Here is a 16055-nt window from a genome sequence, read left to right on the forward strand (position 1 = left end):
GTCAGCGGAGAACGGGCGACGAGGTTGAGTCAAATCGCGGAACACGCCGATATATATTTCGGCATCCTCATTTGGTGATCGTTTGCGCGAGTAGCCGCAAATTGATGGCGACTTTTCAGGTATCGAATTGGTTTGGTTTCTCAACCGGACGCCTGGGTCAAACAACGATGATTTTATTCCGGTCGATGACTTCACCGATGACGCAGGCTCTGGTAACACCGTTATCATGCAGAGCTTGTAAACAAGCTTTGGTCTGATCGTGCGCTACTGAAAATAAAAGCCCGCCGCTGGTTTGCGGATCGAACAACGCCGGAAAGTGTTGTGGGCTGATGTCGGCATTCAGCAGGCAAGCCAAGGACGCATGATTTTGAGGCGCGATGGAGGCGAAATAACCTTTATTAAATAATTCGGCAACGCCGGCGAATAGCGGAATGGCCTGGTAATCGAGTTTAACCCCCAAAGCGCTATCGCCTGTGCCCATCATTTCAAATACGTGTCCCAGTACGCCAAAACCGGTAATATCGGTGCAACCGGATATATCAAAAGATCGGATCGCTTCCATCGCGACATAATTAGACTGCAACATGCTGGAAAGCGCCTCGTCTACCCATTTACCATTAGCCTGGGCCAGCATATTGGCGGCAAGGATCACACCGGTGCCGATGGGTTTGGTCAAAATCAAGCGGTTGCCGGATTTGGTCAGCCGTTTCCTTAAAACCCGATGCGGCACCACTTCGCCCTGGACCGCAATAGAAATCGAGAACTCCGAGCCTTCGCCGGTATGGCCGCCGACCAGGGAAACTCCGCTTTTAGCCAAACTATCCAGTACGCCGGACATGACCTGAAAAATGTCTTCTTTATGAATCCTTGCCGCTGCCGGCTGGAGTGTCAGGCCTACCTGAACCGTCTTGGCGACGCCGCCCATCGCATAGACATCGCTCAACGCATGCTGGGTGGCGATTTGCCCGAATAGAAAAGGGTCTGAAATGAAGGAGCGGAACTGGTCTATGGTTTGCAAACACAGCGTATGTTCGGAGAAGCGGGTCAAGGCGCAGTCTTCGCCGTCGTTTACGCCCAGCAGCACGGAGTCGTCTTTGGGAATCGCCAGTTTATCCAGGCCTTGCGTCAGCGTGGAGGCCGCCAGCTTGCTGCCGCAGCCTCCGCAAGTGTTGTCTTCCCAATCCTCCGGCACCAGGGATGTTTTAGCTTTGGGCATGGTTTTATTGAAAGACGGCGGCTTTACATTAAAAGTCCCGGCCTGGAAACGCTGCATGAAACGCCGATCGATTTGGTCCTTGACCCGCCACAACAGCGAGGGCCACATCCATCTCAAAATGGAGGCATCGTCTTGATGAACCAGGGCTTGACGTTCGCCTATCGTAATCAACGACAACACATGTTTTTTGGGCTGAAAGCTTTTTAACGCGGATTGGCGGGTAAAGAAGGCGCGGATATTGTGTTCGAGCACCATGCCTTGCCTGACCGCATAAACACCGGCCTTCTTCAACGGCGAGGGCGAAAAATGAATGCAATCGCCGGCGGCAAATAGGGCGTCGGCATTTTCGACCCGAAGTTTCTCGCTGACCTTGACGAAACCGTCCCGATCAACCGCCAGCCCAGAACTTTCGAACCACTCCGGCGCGGCGGCCTGGGTGGCGATCAGCGCCCGATAAAAGTTTTCAGTACCAACCAGTCCTGTAGCATTTTTAAGTACCAGGCCATTTTCTTGGACTTCAAGCACTTCGGTATTCTGTAAGACTGTAATGCCCAATTCGTTCAGCGTTTTTGCCAGCCGCTGTTGGGCGCAAAGGTCTTTTGCCGAAACCAAGAATTCATGCCGATGGATCAGGTTCACCTCGGCCTTCCAGCAGTTTTGGGTTATCAGCATTTTCAGGATGATCGCGATTTCGACGCCCGAGGCGCCGGCTCCCACAACCGCCAGCCGTAAGGGGGCCTCGCCTCGATAAGCCTCAAGATCGGCAAGCAACCTCTGCCAATGGGCGATAAACCGGGAAATCGGTTTCAGCGGGATCAGTTTTGCCGCGGCTTCTGCCGATAAATTCTCTATGCTCTTGGGCTGAATGCCGACATTGATAGCCGCGCAGTCATAGCTGATTTCCGCCCTGTTCTCCAGTTGGACGGTTTTTCTGTGCGGGTCCAGCCCGACGATCTTGGCCTTGATAAAGCGTTGGCCGAGTTCTTCGCAGAGCCTTCTCAGATCGAAATGGCATTCCTCGTAGGAATAATAACCGGCCAGAAAGCCGGGTATCATGCCGGAGTACGGCGAATGGGTCTGATCGGATATTAACGTGATTCTCAGGCCGCCAATGGGATTCATCGCCAACATCTTCAATACCTGAATATTGGCATGGCCGCCGCCGAGCAAAACCAAATCCGAAATGGTGGGTATCGGGTTGTTATGCATGTTGTAGATCTTGCAAAAAATCCAGACAATCCCGCCAGGAACCTTTGAACAAGGTTGGCCGCGATTTTAGCGAAAGAGCATACAGATAGCGCTTGTCGTAATAAATGGTCAGCAAACGCTCGATCCAGTCGAGATGGGGCGCTTCGCTATCTTCATTCATCGCGCCAATTGCAAAAGCTTGTTTTAGTAGGTTTTTAATCTGATCGCACTCAAGGCCGCCCAGCCGGTTACGGATTTTTTCCATGTTCAGCAGAAAGCGATTTTCCATATCACTTATTGGTACGCCGCTGGCATGAGGGGCTTGAATGTATTCCCGGTAGATTTCCAAGGCTCGCGCCCGGACGGGTGTATCTATCATTACCATCGGCGCTTCGGCCATGCGGGCATAAATGTGATCGGGCAGATGACAGCGGCCGATATTGGGGCTCTCGTCTTCTAGCACGTAGTTTCCGGAAGCCTGGTAAAACGATAGCGCAAGCTGGTTTTCAAAGGTAGCTTGTTGCGGCTGGAGGACGCCCAACCGCAGGCCAAAAGCGCTGCCTCTATGCTTGGCAATGCCTTCGATATCGACATAGCTCCGCAGTTGATGCAGCAATCGGGTTTTACCTGAGCCGGTCATGCCGGAAAGGACGATAAAGGGCGCGGGATTTTCCAGCACCTTGAGCGCTTCATGTCTCAAGGCTTTATAGCCGCCTTCGACCCGAATTGCTTCGCAGCCGTTTTGATAAATCCAATCCTGAGCCAATCGAGAGCGCAGTCCGCCGCGCCAGCAAAAGACTAAAGCCGGCTGCCGGGGACGGCTTTTGATCGCTTCGCTCCAGCGCTGAATCATATTGTCCTTATACTCGCCACTGACGAGTTGATGCCCAAGCACTTGTGCCGCTTCGGAGCCTTCGACTTTATACGTCAGACCAACATCATGGCGATGCGCATCGGACAGGATGGGAATATTGACTGTATTATCGAAATGAGCCTTTTCAAATTCACCCTCCGACCTGACATCGATAATAGCCACTTCAAGATTGCCCAACTGATTGAAGGCTTCGGATGCGGGGATAGTGGGGTGTTTGATCATAAACCTAGTGTGGATGTGTTGTAACTATTCAGCGCGAAGCATAGCTTACCCTCTACAGCGGAGGCTGTCATAAACAAAGATACGGTACATCTTATGCCTCCGGCGGCCCCGATTCGTCCGCGTCACCTCGTTTCGACCCAACAAGGGGTCGATACATCGGCTCTCGCATGACTTGACGCCGTTTCGCGAGGCCTTGCAGGTTTTCTCCGCTTCGCTACGAAAACCCGCCCGGCGCTACGGCTTCCAGGGACTACTCAACCTTCACTCGCTAGCGCTTCGTTTCCAAGGTTTCGCAGCGGCTGAATAAATACAACTTTTATTTGATTTTATTGATTGCCACGGGCTATCGTCGATTAAAATCACAAATTTTAACGAGCCAAACTTTAAAACTTAGCCTTGAAAAATCGCCGGCAAATAACGAAGTATCCAATGGAAATTTGCAATATCGAATCCTGCGGCGAAGTTGCGGGACGCAGACTCGCGGAGCAATGTCTGCTCGAACAGAAAAACCACTACCGCGACATTTTCCACAACCTTTCCGATGCCATCTATCTGGTGGAAGTGGCCGAGGACGGACGCTTCCGCTATCTGGAAACCAACCAACATCGTCAAGTATGCGCAGGCCAGTAAAGTCAGCATTGTCCTGACTCGGGAGGATGGTGCTTACCGCCTGGACATCCAAGACGACGGCAAGGGTTTCAACCTCGGTACCGCTAAAAAAATGGGAGCGTTAGGCCTAAAAGGTATAGAGGAGCGGGTCCAAGTGTTGGGCGGCAAACTGACCATAGCATCCGAGCCTGGCTGCGGGGCGAAATTGACGGTGAAATTGCCACGGTGATGTCGACTTATTCCTTGTTTCTTTAGGGCTTCCGAGTTCCTGATTAGCCCATCACTGATGTCGATACCTCATAATCACAATGGTAGTTAAACCTAGAACAGGTTTCCTTCCACCGCAAGCTCGCGGGCATCCCATTCCGCTTTAATAGCTAGAATTTTTGGCAGAATGTCCATGAAGGCCTGGACTAGGCGACTATCAAGATGTGTTCCGGCGTTTTCCTTGAGGAAGCCCAGTGTCTTCTCCAAAGGCCAAGCCTCTTTATAGGGGCGTTTCATGGAAAGGGCGTCGAATACATCGGCAACCGCCACGACGCGCGCCGACTCGGGAATCTCCTCCGCCGATAAGCCATTCGGATAACCGCTGCCATCCCATTTTTCATGGTGATTTAGCGCGATTTCTCCGGCAAGCTGAAACACGGCCGCCTCGCTTTGTTTGAGGATGCCATAACCTATGGTCGTATGGGTTTTCATAATCCGCCATTCTTCCGCATCCAGCTTGCCGGGCTTTTTCAATACAGCATCGGGGATGCCGATTTTGCCGGTATCGTGCATGGGGGCAGCCAGTTCCAACAGTTTGCAGCGTTCGTCGTTCCAGCCTATCGTTTCAGCTAGGGAGCGGCTGTACGCCGCCATGCGCCAGATGTGGGCGCCGGTGTCGGTATCGTTGTAATGGCCGGCTTTGCCGAGCATGTGGATCGCATCGTGATAACTTTTTTCCAGTTTATCGATCCCCACGAGCGACAGATGAGTTTGCACCCTGGCTTGTACGATAGGGACTGAAATGGGTTTGGTGATGTAATCCACCGCGCCGACGTCGAACCCGGCCTTTTCGTCGATTTCTTGCGTCATTCCCGTGACGAAGATGATCGGTATGTCCTGCGTCTCGTGATTACTCTTGAGTCGGCGACAAACTTCGTAGCCATCCATGTCGGGCATCTGCACATCGAGCAAGATCAGTGCGGGATTGTGTTTTTCCACGGCCTGTAAGGTTTCCAGCCCACTACGGGCAAAGGCGAGGGCATGATGATGTTTTAACGCCATGCGCAGGATGCCAAGGTTGTAAGGTTCATCATCGACACATAGAATCGGACCGTTTGACATGGTTAAACCTTCTGTTAATTAATGTTGAACTGTTTAATGAGGGCTTTGGTCTGTTCCTCGGCGGCACGGAAATCGAAGTTATCCAGCAGTTCCCGTATCGGTTGCAGCATCTGTAATGGCAGCAGTTTCTCGAGGGCGGCCAGAGCAGGTTCTGCTTCATCAGGGTTGTCTCGATCGAGCGCCAGCAATAACTCGCGCAACAATCGCAGAGGGGCGTCGCTGTCAGCTATGCAGGAAATAGCCCCATCATTTGGTGAATTTGGTTTGGTAAGGCCGGTTATTTCGCTCAAGACGTCATCCAGTGCCAATTGTAGTGTTTTCGGCCAATCACCCGTTTCACGACCTTCGATCAGCGCGCGTTCGATTTTTTCGGCCAGTTCCCAAACCACCATCATTGCCAAATTACCGGCGGTGCCTTTTAATTTGTGCGCCGAGACACGGGCATGTTCCAACGATCCTTGCGCAATGAGAGTGCCAATTTCATCGCCATCGTGTCCGTGGGCGTCGGCAAACTTGCGCAGATACTTATGGTAAGTTTCCACATCGCCCCAACTGCGCACACCGCGCTCCAGATCAATAATTGGGGCTGGGCCGGTTTTAGTGTTGGCGGGGCGTGAAGTCGTGATCGGCGCGGTGTTTTCCTGATGGTGACCCGTGGCGTATTGCTGAAGTTGTCTAATCAAATCGTCGACATCAAAAGGCTTAGCGATGAAGCCATTCATGCCTGCCGCCAGTGCCGCGGCCTGCTGGTTTTTGAAGGCGCCCGCGGTCAGGGCGATGATGGGTAGCGAGGCCAAGTCCAGTGTGTTACGAATCTGCCGGGTCGCTTCATAACCGTCCATTAACGGCATCTGGATGTCCATTAAAACCACGTCGATGCGGTCAGGATTATCACTTAGCCATTGCAATGCGGTTTTACCGTCATCGGCGAGATGAACGATGGCGCCTTCCGATTCCAGGATGCGGCGCGCCATATCGCGATTGATTTCGCTATCGTCCACTACCAGCACCCGAAGCGGGTATAGACGACTATCGTTTGCCGCCAAGGTCGTAGAGTCAGGCGCTAAATCCCCATTGTGGCGCCGTTTAGCTTCGGAAACGGCGTTATACAATGCGGAGGCTGTTACCGGCTTGTTCAGGATGGCATCGGCTAAATTTGAACCCGGCTCACGCACCAAGGCATCGCGGTCATGAGCCGTGGCCATTACGATCAGCGGTGCGTTAGGGATATTGCCCAGGGCTTGCTTAATCTGCTGTCCGGCCGTCAGCCCATCCATGCCCGGCATGCGCCAGTCCAGCAGCAGCAGGTCCGGGAGCTTGTTATTCTGTGCGCGGGCAATGACGCGCTGCACAGCTTCCTCACCGGAGGAGACCACTTCCGGATTCCAGCCCAGACTGCGCACAGTGGCGGCCAGCATCTCCCGTGCAAGCGGATGGTCGTCGGCGATCAGCACATTCTGAAAAGCCATGGCCGGCTGTACGTAGTCCTGAGGCTCAACCAATTCCACGGGTAGTACAAACCAAAATTCGCTGCCATTGCCGAGCTCGCTGATGACGCCGATCTCGCCACCCATCATCTTCACCAAGCATCGGCAAATGGAGAGACCTAGCCCGGTGCCGCCGAAACAGCGTGTCGTGGAAGTATCTTCCTGGGCGAAGGGGGAAAAGATTTCAATCTGCTTGTCGGGGGCGATGCCTTTACCGGTATCCTGTACGCTGAATCGCAAGTAGTCTTGCCCATTCATGACAGGCACTCGTGTCACCGTAAGTGTAACGCTACCGCGCTCGGTGAATTTGAGTGCATTGCTGGTCAAATTCACCAATATCTGTTCCAGTCGTAACGCATCTCCACGCAGGAATTCCATGCCTTCCGGCGCCGGCCCCATCACCAGTTCGACATCATGTCTATATTCGACGGCCGACATCAGTGTTGCCACATTATCCAGTACGTCATTAAGCCGGAATGGTGCATGTTCGATTTCGAGGCGCCCTGATTCGATCTTGGAAAAATCCAGGATGTCATTGATGATCCCCAGTAACGAACGGCCAGCGATGCGAATTTTTTTGACCAGATTTTGTTCCTCGGCCGCGAGATTGGCCTTTTCCAGTAGATAGGCCAGTCCAAGAATGGCGTTCATCGGCGTGCGTATTTCATGACTCATGTTGGCCAGGAAATTTCCTTTGACGCTGGATAAGCGTTCCGCCTCTTGTCGAGCCGCTTGTAGTTCGGCCGTACGCTCGACCACGCGCTGTTCCAGGATTTCATTCATGTGGATGATTTCGTCCTGGGCGCGCTTGCGTTCGGAAATGTCCACGACCGTGGCCAACACAAAAGATTGGTTATTATCCTGATAAGGGCTCAAGCCGATTTCGATGGGAAACACGCTGCCATTCTTGCGGGTGCCATGTAGATCCCTGCCGGCGCCCATGGCGCGACTGGTGGGCGCTTGGAGATACGCCTCTCGTTGTTCGGTGTGGTGGGAGCGCAGCGTTTCCGGTAACAGCATTTCTACGGGGTGGTCGATCAGTTCCGAAAACCGGTAACCGAACATGTTTTCAAACGCGGAATTAGCCATGACGATTCGGCCCGCGGCATCTACCACCAATAAGCCGCTGGTGTTGGCCTCAAACAGCATCCGGAAACCGGCCTGCGATTCCTGTAATCGATGGGCTGCTTCCGCTTCGCTACGCGCCAGCGCCGCTTCCTTTTCAGCCCGCGCGCGCGCCGTTTTGGCCTGGATCAAGCGGCCAATGCCGAATCCAAACAGCGAAAGTACAATAAGTCCGCCGCCTAACTTGGCCGGCCAAACCTGATGTTCCAGGGTAGACAATTTGCTTGCCGGCAGTTGCGTGACGACTTTCCAGTGTATGTTATGCGAAAGCCGGGTATTCTGTTCGGAAACGGGCAATACCGAGTTCCAGGTCCAAAGTCCATCCGGCAGAAGAACTTGCCCCTTATCCGCCTTCGATATGGCTTCCCAAGCCTCCGGGTGTCGGCTACCCAAGGTGACTTTGCGCTGGAACATGAAATCCCATTCGTCGGTCTCGTCGGGGCTTTTGAGCCAATAACCGTCGTCATTAAGCAGCATTATGCGGCCGGCGGCGGGGCCGGCACTGCCGACAAAGGCATTCAGCATTGAACGGGCGGCAATATTAATAATCAGGATGCCGCGAGGCGTGCCGTCCGCGGCAAAAATTCGAGTTGCAACTCTTATCGTCGGTTTGTAAGGCATCTCGAACTGGCCATTTTCCATGTTCAGATCGAGTGGAGAAATATAAATCTCACCCTTTTCGAGCCGCAGCGTATCAATGAAAAAATAGCGGTCGTGCTTGTCCTGCAAATCGCTGTGCTGGACTAGCCGAGGTTGTCCGTTGTTATTATTGGCTCGAACGCGTTCTATTCCATGATCGTCAATCCAACGTACTTTGTCGTAATTGGGGTTGCGCGACATTAACGAAATAAAAGCCTCTTCCATTTGCGTCGGATCCGACCTTTCGGCGGCCTCATATACTTGGCGCACGGGCGTTTCATTGGCCAGGCTAACCATATGCCGTATCGGTATTGCCAGTTCTCGGGTCAAACGCCCCTGGCTTAGCTCCACATACGTTTTCTCGTCAGACATCAACATGGATATTTCGGCCTTGATGCGCGATTCGCCTATAGACCAGGTGCCGGCCGAGACCAGCACAACGATAGGCAGAAACAACAGCAGAAATTCCCTTAACATGCCGTCTTTCCCGAAGGCATTTGACTTGTGGGACAGCCTTTTTGGGGTATTCAAAAAATTTTCCATGGTGGTCTCAAAAAATATTTGAAATATTTTCAGCGGTATTTTGCTCTGCAGCGACAAACCAACCAGTGCTACAAGGAATACTGTTTCAATAGATATTGAATGGCTTGGATTGATCCTTCCGAGTGTGCTGAATCATTAAAAAATGATAGTGTCCGCGCCTGGTCCACATATTTTATACACCAGACTATGACGCATTAAAAACAATAAAATTCACTCTGGATTCCAAGTTAATTCCTATTGGCCGAATTGAGGCGAATTTTGTCACAATCAATCATCGAGACTTGGATTAAGTACTACTTGTAGCTCGTAACCCAAATGGCCGGGCTTTTTTCGACATCATTTCGGAAAAAAGGGAGGATGTTTTCGTTCGGAACGAGATGCGCCGAGTTCGGAAGCGGATCGTTTCGGTTGCGAGCGGGAAAGATGCGCTTCCGAGGGAAAACAGTGTCGTTCCGATGGAGGACGTTGTCGTTGGTAGGGAGAATGGCCGGGTTCGGAACGGGATCGTTGAGGTTCCGATCGAGGCGATTGCATGTTCGAACGAAATCGTCGAGTCTTTTTTATGGAACGATCCGTATCAAAGACTCAATGCCGAGCCGGCGAACGGCAATAATCTCGTTCGCCGGCTCGGTGGGATCGTCTAAATTCGCTCAGGCGGAGTTGGCGCCACCATTGCCGGGACCGGCCGATTTATGCGCGAAGCGGCGGCCCAGGCTGTCCAGATGTTCGCCCAACGAACCATCCTTGCCGGCCAGTTTAGCGGCTTGATAAACCACCAAGCTCTGGGCATAAGCATCGCTGCCGACCGCCAGGTAAGTGTCCTCCAGGCGTTTAGTCAGTTGCCGCATGGCCATCAGCACCGGTTCCAGTTGCTTGACCAGGGCCACATCGCGGCGATATTCCCCCAGATCGAAATTGCGCGGCAATATGCCTTCGTTCTGGGTTGCCAATAGCAGTCCTTGGTCGACGAAGGCGCGGCTCTTGTCGCCCATCTTGGGCAAGGTGCGGCGATCTTCGATGGTTAAATCGATCAGAAACGGCATTTGGTCTTGAATCTGCTTCATGGCCTGTAATGCGGCTTGTTGTTGTTCCGGCGGCAATTCGCCCTTGACTAAGTCTTTATTCATCTAGCTCTCCTTGTGTATCGGCACGATTAACAAACCGCCGGAATTCGGCCGGCAACCGGCGGCGGGGTATACGGGCAAGCTGATATCGTCCGAATTTGAATGGTTTTTTCATTCAAGAAACGTTGAATAAGGTGGTCCAGTTATGATTTGGCAAGGCCACTATAAATGGCGGCGAGCGCCTAACGTTGATCCTAAGCCCAGTTGTTACGCTCGGGACAGGCTTGCCAAGGGGCTTAGGCGATTTATGGCAATAAATTTACCCCTTCTTAAAAACTGTCCTTGACTGAACGCAGTCAAGGTCAACTATTCGCTTCGACTCCGCTCAGCGACCGGCTTAGCTCCGTTCAACGAACGAGTCAGCTCCGCTTGGCGAACGATAGTTTCGGCATCGGTAATGAGTACAAGCGTTCTCAAAAATAGCCGTAATCAAAATTTTCTTAATGTCGGCCAAGCTGCGTATATATTCCGGTTGAAATGAGCAAGCTAACGATGCCGGCGGCGGTTTTCCGATCGGTTAATATGGGATTTGGCTCATGCAATAGGGCATTTGGCGGCATGTGATGCCGCTTATGAGGCTTGCACCTATGCTAAGCGGCCGGCTTGTATGCATGCCCATCTCTGTTGTTGCTGATTGCAGCAAATCTCATACCCAAATCCAGCCATCGCCGGGACCGTATAAATTATGCCGGTGCATACGTTTTTCTGGCTTGCCACTTGCCGAGTTCCGGGTTTGATAGGTGCCTGGCATGCGGGATAACAAAGCCGATGGATTATTATCCGGTTCCACGGCGAAATTTTAGGTGGAGCAGGCGCCGTTAAAGCATAATACTTGACTAAAATAGTGGGTTTATTTATAGTCTCCCTACTTTAACTAAGTTTTATTCAGGGGGCTTTATGCGACTCACCACCAAAGGGCGTTATGCGGTCACGGCCATGCTGGATTTGGCATATCACAGCCAAACCAAGCCGGTAACATTGACCGACATTGCGACCCGGCAGACTATTTCGCTGTCTTATCTGGAGCAGTTATTTGCTCGCTTGCGTAAGGCTGGCATGGTCAAGGGCGTCAGAGGGCCGGGCGGTGGTTATACCTTAAGCCGCAATGCTCGCGATATCAACGTTGCCGATATTATCGAAGCGGTCGACGAACCGGTCGATTCCACCAAATGCGGCGGTAAATCCAATTGTCACAACGATCAGCCCTGCATCACCCATGATTTGTGGATGGGATTGAGCGAGCAAATTCGGGCCTATTTGAAACAAATCAGCCTCGGCCAGTTGCTGGAAAGGGAATTGGTCAGCGAAGTGGCGAAAAGGCAGGGCAAACAGGTTGAGCAGGTGATTGGCATTCAGAGTTTGCAGGAAAGAAAATCGGCTTAAATGATCTATTTTGATCACAATGCCACTACTCCGGTCGATGAGCGGGTAGTGGACGCGATGTTGCCGTATTTACACGATTTGTACGGCAATCCTTCCAGTCTGTATCGGCTGGGCCGCATGGCTCGCAGCGCTATCGATAGCGCCCGAGAGCAGGTGGCGGCCTTGATCGATGCACCGGCATCGCAAATTTTGTTTACCAGCGGCGGCACCGAAGCCAATGCCTTGGCCTTGGCGAGCGCCCAGGGCAAGCGTTTATGGATTTCGGCGATTGAACATCCGGCCGTTGTTGAAAATGCCTTGCGCCAATCCGGCCGCTATGCGGGGATTAACAGTTTGCCGGTGGAACCTTCGGGACTGGTTGCCGAACAAGCGCTTCGGCAATTCGATCTTGGAGCAGGCGATTTTATTTCGCTGATGCTGGCGAATAATGAGACCGGCGCCATCCAGGATGTTGCCGGATGGGTTGATCGGCTCAAGGGGCGGGGCGTTATTATGCATACCGACGCCGTGCAGGCTCTGGGTAAAATTCCGGTTAGTTTCAAACAGCTGGGCGTGCAGTTGATGAGTCTTTCCAGCCATAAGATATACGGTCCCAAGGGCTGTGGCGCGCTGGTTCATGACGCCGGGTTTTCCGTGCAACCCATGCAATGGGGCGGAGATCAGGAGCAAGGTCTGCGGGCCGGCACCGAAAATGTGCCGGCGATCGTCGGTTTCGGCAAGGCGGCGGAATTGGCCCGGCTTGAAATCGAGCAGCGGACCCACCATATCCAACGTCTCCGAATCCGCTTGGAGCAACAACTAAAAACCATTACCGATTTGGTGATTTTTGCCGAGCAGGCGCAGCGCTTGCCCAATACCGTGCAGTTCGGCATTCCCGGTGTGAATGGCCAAATGCTGTTGATGCAACTGGACCGGCGTAATATCGCCGTTTCCAGCGGTTCGGCCTGCGCGGCGGGTTCGGAACAAATCAGCCCGGTGCTGGCGGCGATGGGCGTGGATGCGGCGTTGGCCAAATCCGCGATTCGGATCAGCCTGGGCCAGGGCAACAACCAAAATGAAATCGATCAATTTGTCGATGTCTTAAAGACATTGCTAGCTGGAAATTAGGAGTTATTAGCATGAGTATTAGTGTGACGGAACGGGCGGCCAAACAAATTCAGAAACAATTGCAAAAACGCGGCTCCGGCTTGGGCTTGCGGCTGGGGGTCAAGCCTTCGGGCTGTTCCGGTTACGCCTATGTGTTGGATTACGCGGACGAACAGGCGGCCGATGAAATCGTGTTCGATCAGCACGATGTCAAAGTGCTGGTGAAGCAGGCTGATCTGGATAAACTGGAAGGGATAGAATTGGATTATGCCAAGGAAGGTTTCAACGAAGCCTTTAAATTCAATAATCCCAACGTCAAGGGCATGTGCGGTTGCGGGGAAAGCTTTAGCGTTTGAGTTTCAAGAAGCACCGGCTTGGAAATACCGAAGCCGGTGTCATACGGTTTATTTCATATTGGCGCCGCAGTTGCCTTCCATTTTTTTGTCGCCAGTGGCTTTATCTCCGGCGGGGGCGGGAGCCGATTTGTTGCCGGCGCATTTGCCTTCCATTGCCTTGGTATCGGTGCTTTTTTGTTTCATGGCGCCGCCGCATTTGCCTTCGCCGCAAGCGCCGTCCTTCATTTTCGCAGCGCCATCTTTTTCGGCCTCCGCGGTTTGCATATAGCCCGAGCTCAAATCCGATAAAGCAAAAGGATTACTGTCAATTTGCACAGCATTGGCCGCGAAAGGTAACAAGGATGCGCTCATTGCAATGGCAAAAGGGGTTTTTTGAATATTTTTCATGTTATCTCCTGGTTATGGTTGATTTTGAAGCCGTGGGCGCCCGGGCCATGGACTCTGGCGTTACTATCACAAAAAAGCCGGTTAAAGTAAAGGTGAGCAAATTCTAATAAACAACAGCCGTCGGCCTCTGGTAACATGGTTTCCACGATTGATTTATCTTTGGTTTTTAAAATGGCTGAAAAACCCGAAATTGTACAATTGGGCGCCGAGATACTACGCCAACAGGCGCGTCGTGTTGACGATTTTGATTGTTCCAAGTTCCATCATCTGATCGATGATATGCAAGCTTTGATGCTGGAGAGTAACGGTGTCGGCATCGCCGCCCCGCAACTGGGTGCGTCCTGGCAAATCGTGATCATCGCTTCTCGTCCGACCGCGCGTTATCCCAATGCGCCGGACATGGCGCCCTTGCTGATGGTCAATCCCGAATGCCAGGTCCTGGATGCTAGTATGCATAAGGATTGGGAAGGCTGTTTAAGCGTGCCGGGTATTCGAGCCTTGGTGCCGCGCTATCAAACCGTGCAAATTAGCTATCAGGACCGGCAAGGCCGGGCCGATCAAATCGTTTTGCGAGATTTTCCGGCTCGCGTGTTTCAGCATGAATTCGATCACTTGCAAGGTTTAGTCTATCTGGATAGAGTCGAATCCAATCGCGACATTATTTCCGAAACCGAATTCTTCAAAAAAATAGCCGCTTAAGGTGAAAGGCATGCGTTTTTTTTTCGTACTGTTAGGGCTTTTAATCAATAATCCCAGCCAGGCACTATTGCCGCTGTCCGTGTCGGAAGTGGCGCCCGGCGTTTATGTGCATGTATCCGACCATCATTGGCCGGACCGGGATAATCATGGCGAAATCGCCAATATCGGTTTTATCGTCGGCGATCGCTGCGTGGCGGTGATAGACAGTGGCGGTAGTCCGCGGCAAGGCATCGCCTTACGCAATGCGGTCAAACAGGTTACCGACAAGCCAATATGTTATTTGATCAATACCCATGTGCATCCCGATCACATCTACGGCAACAGCGCATTCAAGGCGGACGGGGTAAAATTCGTCGGCCATCATAAGTTGGCGCGGGCGATGGCAACAAGGGCGCCTCATTATCTGAGCAAGGCCGATGAATTGCTCGATATTCGCGTCACCAACGATAATATCATCCCGCCGGATTTGCAGGTCAGGGATAAGATGACCTTGAATCTGGGGAATCGCGAACTGGTCTTGACCGCACATGCCACGGCCCACACCGATAACGATTTAAGCGTCTACGATAAAAGCACCGATACAATGTGGCTGGCCGACTTATTGTTTCTGGAACATATCCCGGTGATCGACGGCAGTATCAAGGGTTGGTTGAAAGAGTTGGACGGGCTGGAAAAAAATCATTACAAACTGGTGATTCCCGGTCACGGTAGGCTGGTGAGAGACTGGCCGACTGCCTTGCAACCGGAAAAAGCCTATTTGGCTCAATTGGCCGCCGAAATCAGAAGCATGATTAAACAAGGCAAAACGCTGGAGTACGCGGTTGAACATGTCGGCTTATCGGCCAAGGATCACTGGCAACTTTTTGAACAATTCCATCGCAAAAACGTCACCATTGCCTTTGCCGAGCTGGAATGGGAAGACTGATTCTTTATCCTTAACGAGAGAGATTGACCATGATTAAACCGCATAAGATTTTATGGCTGTTGTTTTTTTTGCCGGCCATGATTTGGGCCGAGGGCGACGATAGCGTCTGGAACAGTGTGCTGAAAAACCAGTATTTTGCCGGTAAAAGCATCGAAGAGTCGGATGCCGTGATTGAATTGGAAGCGCCTTATCGGGCCGAGGACCCGGCGATCGTGCCGGTCAAGGTTTCCAGCAAGATTGCGCAAACCCAGGGCAAATACATCAAGAAAATCTGGCTGTTTGTCGATAAAAATCCGTTCCCATTCGTCGGCGAGTTTGAGTTTTTCCCGGAAAGCGGCAAGGCCGATTTGGCGATGCGGGTGCGGGTCAACACTTACAGTAATATCCGGGCGGTTGCCGAAACCAACGACGGCAAACTGAGCATGAGCAAAAAATTCGTCAAGGCCAGTGGCGGTTGTTCGGCACCGATAGGCGCCGATCTGGACGAAGCGATGAAACGGTTGGGCAAGGTCAAGTTCCGGCTGGATGAAGGCGTTAAAACCGGACAGCCCACCCAGGCGCAGTTAATGATTAGCCATCCCAATATCACCGGCATGCAAATGGATCAGATGACCAGATTTGTTAGAAAATCGCATTTCATCGATCAGTTGAAAGTGACATTTAATGACAAGCCGGTTTTAAACGCTAAAATCGACATTGCTATCAGTGCCGATCCCAATTTCCGGTTTTATTTCGTGCCGGACAAGCCTGGCGAGCTGAAAGCCGAATTCAGCGATATTTCCTGCGCATCGCCAATCAGCAGGGACGTTTGCAACAAGGGCGCAAGTTATTCGCAGCAGTATTCGGTTGCGCCCTAAGCTATC

Annotated in this window: 14 protein-coding genes; 8 read left to right on the plus strand and 6 right to left on the minus strand. The window is 52.2% G+C overall.

Translation table 11 applies throughout. The annotated features are described in order from the left end of the window. Positions 1-157 precede the first annotated feature (157 nt). Both selD and mnmH read right to left on the minus strand, forming a co-directional pair. Positions 158-2425 (minus strand): selenide, water dikinase SelD, encoded by a 2268-nt coding sequence (gene selD / locus IVG45_RS01290; RefSeq protein ID WP_196436101.1) that lies wholly within the window; start codon positions 2423-2425, stop codon positions 158-160. Then, on the minus strand, positions 2418-3500 hold the full coding sequence (mnmH, locus tag IVG45_RS01295; RefSeq protein ID WP_196436102.1) for a tRNA 2-selenouridine(34) synthase MnmH: 1083 nt from the start codon (positions 3498-3500) through the stop codon (positions 2418-2420). Before mnmH ends, selD begins: the two co-directional genes overlap by 8 nt. A gap of 429 nt (positions 3501-3929) precedes the next feature. Here mnmH and IVG45_RS01300 point away from each other — a divergent pair, with 429 nt between their 5' ends. Together IVG45_RS01300 and IVG45_RS22940 are read left to right on the plus strand one after the other, a co-directional pair. Beyond that, a complete protein-coding gene (locus IVG45_RS01300; protein WP_196436103.1) occupies positions 3930-4130 on the plus strand; it encodes a hypothetical protein in 201 nt (66 codons plus the stop codon). Continuing rightward, positions 4042-4338: a sensor histidine kinase gene (locus tag IVG45_RS22940; RefSeq protein WP_442923351.1), complete on the plus strand. Its 297-nt coding sequence runs from the start codon at positions 4042-4044 to the stop codon at positions 4336-4338. The genes IVG45_RS01300 and IVG45_RS22940 overlap by 89 nt, the downstream gene beginning before the upstream one ends. 92 nt (positions 4339-4430) lie before the next feature. Here IVG45_RS22940 and IVG45_RS01305 read toward each other — a convergent pair whose 3' ends face one another. The 3 genes from IVG45_RS01305 to IVG45_RS01315 all read right to left on the minus strand — a co-directional run bounded on the left by IVG45_RS01305 (position 4431) and on the right by IVG45_RS01315 (position 10359). Beyond that, the gene (locus IVG45_RS01305; protein ID WP_196436104.1) at positions 4431-5438 is read right to left on the minus strand and encodes a response regulator; all 1008 of its coding nucleotides are present in this window, start codon (positions 5436-5438) and stop codon (positions 4431-4433) included. 14 nt (positions 5439-5452) lie between these two features. Beyond that, complete coding sequence (locus IVG45_RS01310) at positions 5453-9166, minus strand: response regulator (protein WP_230874709.1); 3714 nt, start codon at positions 9164-9166, stop codon at positions 5453-5455. 716 nt (positions 9167-9882) lie between these two features. After that, entirely contained in the window at positions 9883-10359 is a 477-nt protein-coding gene (locus IVG45_RS01315) for a hypothetical protein (protein ID WP_196436106.1), read from the minus strand. Between the two features lie 894 nt (positions 10360-11253). Between IVG45_RS01315 and iscR the strand changes: the two genes are divergently transcribed. From iscR to IVG45_RS01330, 3 genes are read left to right on the plus strand one after another with little or no spacing between them, the layout of a single operon-like run. Then, positions 11254-11739, plus strand: coding sequence for a Fe-S cluster assembly transcriptional regulator IscR (iscR, locus tag IVG45_RS01320; RefSeq protein WP_196436107.1), 486 nt, complete (start codon positions 11254-11256; stop codon positions 11737-11739). Next, positions 11740-12846, plus strand: coding sequence for a cysteine desulfurase family protein (locus tag IVG45_RS01325; RefSeq protein ID WP_196436108.1), 1107 nt, complete (start codon positions 11740-11742; stop codon positions 12844-12846). Between the two features lie 11 nt (positions 12847-12857). Then, entirely contained in the window at positions 12858-13181 is a 324-nt protein-coding gene (locus IVG45_RS01330; protein ID WP_196436109.1) for a HesB/IscA family protein, read from the plus strand. A 48-nt stretch (positions 13182-13229) separates the two neighbouring features. On the opposite strand, the gene IVG45_RS01335 is transcribed toward IVG45_RS01330, so the two are convergent. Continuing rightward, positions 13230-13568 (minus strand): hypothetical protein, encoded by a 339-nt coding sequence (locus tag IVG45_RS01335; protein ID WP_196436110.1) that lies wholly within the window; start codon positions 13566-13568, stop codon positions 13230-13232. Positions 13569-13739: 171 nt separating this feature from the next. Here IVG45_RS01335 and def point away from each other — a divergent pair, with 171 nt between their 5' ends. The 3 genes from def to IVG45_RS01350 are packed head-to-tail and all read left to right on the plus strand — an operon-like array spanning position 13740 to position 16049. Continuing rightward, positions 13740-14267, plus strand: coding sequence for a peptide deformylase (def, locus tag IVG45_RS01340; protein WP_196436111.1), 528 nt, complete (start codon positions 13740-13742; stop codon positions 14265-14267). 10 nt (positions 14268-14277) lie between these two features. Next, complete coding sequence (locus IVG45_RS01345) at positions 14278-15192, plus strand: quinoprotein relay system zinc metallohydrolase 2 (protein ID WP_196436112.1); 915 nt, start codon at positions 14278-14280, stop codon at positions 15190-15192. Positions 15193-15221: 29 nt separating this feature from the next. Next, complete coding sequence (locus IVG45_RS01350) at positions 15222-16049, plus strand: quinoprotein dehydrogenase-associated SoxYZ-like carrier (protein WP_196436113.1); 828 nt, start codon at positions 15222-15224, stop codon at positions 16047-16049. Positions 16050-16055: the final 6 nt, after the last annotated feature.

The organism is Methylomonas sp. LL1 (assembly GCF_015711015.1).
In the GTDB taxonomy this organism is placed as follows: Bacteria; Pseudomonadota; Gammaproteobacteria; order Methylococcales; family Methylomonadaceae; genus Methylomonas.

Excerpts from the sequence above, each read along its gene's own strand:
- selD (WP_196436101.1), bottom strand. The coding sequence starts at position 2,425 with ATGCATAACAACCCGATACCCACCATTTCGGATTTGGTTTTGCTCGGC.
- mnmH (WP_196436102.1), bottom strand. The coding sequence starts at position 3,500 with ATGATCAAACACCCCACTATCCCCGCATCCGAAGCCTTCAATCAGTTG.
- IVG45_RS01300 (WP_196436103.1), top strand. The coding sequence starts at position 3,930 with ATGGAAATTTGCAATATCGAATCCTGCGGCGAAGTTGCGGGACGCAGA.
- IVG45_RS22940 (WP_442923351.1), top strand. The coding sequence starts at position 4,042 with ATGCCATCTATCTGGTGGAAGTGGCCGAGGACGGACGCTTCCGCTATC.
- IVG45_RS01305 (WP_196436104.1), bottom strand. The coding sequence starts at position 5,438 with ATGTCAAACGGTCCGATTCTATGTGTCGATGATGAACCTTACAACCTT.
- IVG45_RS01310 (WP_230874709.1), bottom strand. The coding sequence starts at position 9,166 with ATGTTAAGGGAATTTCTGCTGTTGTTTCTGCCTATCGTTGTGCTGGTC.
- IVG45_RS01315 (WP_196436106.1), bottom strand. The coding sequence starts at position 10,359 with ATGAATAAAGACTTAGTCAAGGGCGAATTGCCGCCGGAACAACAACAA.
- iscR (WP_196436107.1), top strand. The coding sequence starts at position 11,254 with ATGCGACTCACCACCAAAGGGCGTTATGCGGTCACGGCCATGCTGGAT.
- IVG45_RS01325 (WP_196436108.1), top strand. The coding sequence starts at position 11,740 with ATGATCTATTTTGATCACAATGCCACTACTCCGGTCGATGAGCGGGTA.
- IVG45_RS01330 (WP_196436109.1), top strand. The coding sequence starts at position 12,858 with ATGAGTATTAGTGTGACGGAACGGGCGGCCAAACAAATTCAGAAACAA.
- IVG45_RS01335 (WP_196436110.1), bottom strand. The coding sequence starts at position 13,568 with ATGAAAAATATTCAAAAAACCCCTTTTGCCATTGCAATGAGCGCATCC.
- def (WP_196436111.1), top strand. The coding sequence starts at position 13,740 with ATGGCTGAAAAACCCGAAATTGTACAATTGGGCGCCGAGATACTACGC.
- IVG45_RS01345 (WP_196436112.1), top strand. The coding sequence starts at position 14,278 with ATGCGTTTTTTTTTCGTACTGTTAGGGCTTTTAATCAATAATCCCAGC.
- IVG45_RS01350 (WP_196436113.1), top strand. The coding sequence starts at position 15,222 with ATGATTAAACCGCATAAGATTTTATGGCTGTTGTTTTTTTTGCCGGCC.